This is a genomic window from Methanoregula sp. (genome assembly GCF_002835825.1).
GTDB lineage: Archaea > Halobacteriota > Methanomicrobia > Methanomicrobiales > Methanospirillaceae > Methanoregula.
The window spans coordinates 1-1,456 of record NZ_PIZH01000519.1; the positions used below are offsets into that span (position 1 = coordinate 1).

Annotated in this window: 3 protein-coding genes and 1 pseudogene; 2 read left to right on the top strand and 2 right to left on the bottom strand. The window is 50.8% G+C overall.

What is annotated here, in order from left to right:
* Positions 1-102, bottom strand: a pseudogene (locus tag CW742_RS12870) (hypothetical protein); the annotation flags it as partial.
* A gap of 149 nt (positions 103-251) precedes the next feature.
* Between CW742_RS12870 and CW742_RS12875 the strand changes: the two are divergent.
* Together CW742_RS12875 and CW742_RS12880 are read left to right on the top strand one after the other, a co-directional pair.
* Entirely contained in the window at positions 252-668 is a 417-nt protein-coding gene (locus tag CW742_RS12875) for a thioredoxin family protein (RefSeq protein WP_292420997.1), read from the top strand.
* A 102-nt stretch (positions 669-770) separates the two neighbouring features.
* On the top strand, positions 771-947 hold the full coding sequence (locus CW742_RS12880; protein WP_292420999.1) for a hypothetical protein: 177 nt from the start codon (positions 771-773) through the stop codon (positions 945-947).
* Between the two features lie 69 nt (positions 948-1,016).
* Here the strand turns inward: CW742_RS12880 and CW742_RS12885 are convergent.
* The coding region (locus CW742_RS12885) for a heparan-alpha-glucosaminide N-acetyltransferase domain-containing protein (protein ID WP_292421000.1) at positions 1,017-1,456 on the bottom strand (440 nt) is incomplete at its 5' end.

The following is a 1,456-nucleotide window of genomic DNA, read 5'->3' on the forward strand; positions in this document are numbered from 1 at the left end:
TTCGATACCTTTCCCTTCCCGTATCCAGAGCCAGACCAGATATCCCCCACCGATCTCACACAGGCCGGCGAGGATGAAGAGAAAAAGTGACTGGAGAACCATGCAGTCAGTACTGCTTTTCCGGATTGGAAAAAAGTTACCGCTTGACTACCCGCTTCACGGTCCCCGCTGACAACAAATTGGCGGCAAGAATTGCCGACACTCGCTCGTTCTTATCGTGATCGGGAAAACCGGTATAAGGAAATACCCTTATGGATAAAGTCATCAAAATTTCAGCACTGTTGTTTGCAGCGATTATTCTTTGCACCGTACTGGCGTTCGTCTTTCCCGGCATGCCTTCCGGTCAGACAATTCCGGAGAGTGCGGGGTCCGATACTCCCGGTAAGGTAATCGTGTACTTTTTCTATGGCCAGGAATGCCCGCACTGTGAAAAGGTCATGCCGTTCATGCAGTCTCTTCCGCAGAAATATCCGGATGTGGATTTCCGCATGCTGGAGACCTGGCATAATGAGACCAACAATAAGCTCTCCGCATCCCTCAATCAGCAACTGGGTGTCAGCAATCCCGGTGTCCCGGAGGTCATTGTGGGCAAGGTGGTACTCGTTGGCTCGAAGGATATTCCCGAAAAACTGGACCAGGCAATTCTCGCCGAACTAAAAAAGCGCTGACAAAAACCCGCCGTCTATCCATAAGGCAGCGTCGGGATCCCTGGATTGGACCTCCGGGGAGATTCCGGGAGAGCGGTCTATTTATCAACATGATGAGAATATATGAAAATGAACGTTAAGGCCCTGAGCGCACCCCTGGTTGAAGGATCTATCTATGGGCTTATCGTTGTAATCCTGCTGATTGCGTTTCATACACCCATAGCATTTGCCATTGTTGTGGGTATTATTATCGGGGCTATTGCGGTTTTTATTCTGAAGGGATCTCCCCTGGAGAATTAAATCCCTGTTTCAATCTTGTATCTGCCTCTCCTTTTTCGCTTCCTTTTTTTTGAATACAGGACCCCCCGGTCAAACCGGGACCTTTCCCGTGAAAACCAGCAGGAGAAGAATAATAATTGGCTGGTGCACCAGGTAGATCACCAGAGAGTGTTTTCCGGCAAATTCCAGTACCGAACTCCATCCCGGCAACGAAAAAGGTAGAGAAAACCTTCGTGTACCGTCCGGGTACAAGAGGGACCCCACACCCATACCGATCAACACCACGCCGAACCAGGGGAAGAGCGGTGTATAATCAACAGACCAGAATGGTGCCGGGTGGATCCCGAGCGGGAGCAGCCAGGCAGGTCCGGGACTGTTCCCGATCGCGAGTCCGATCAAGATACAGATTCCTCCCATCAGCAGGTTGGATAAACCGAACCGGTAAAAAAAGGGTGCCAGGATGATCGAGATCCCAATGAGGTGCAGGGTGCAGAATCTAGCGTATCCTTTCCCAAGCTCCACCAAGTCTC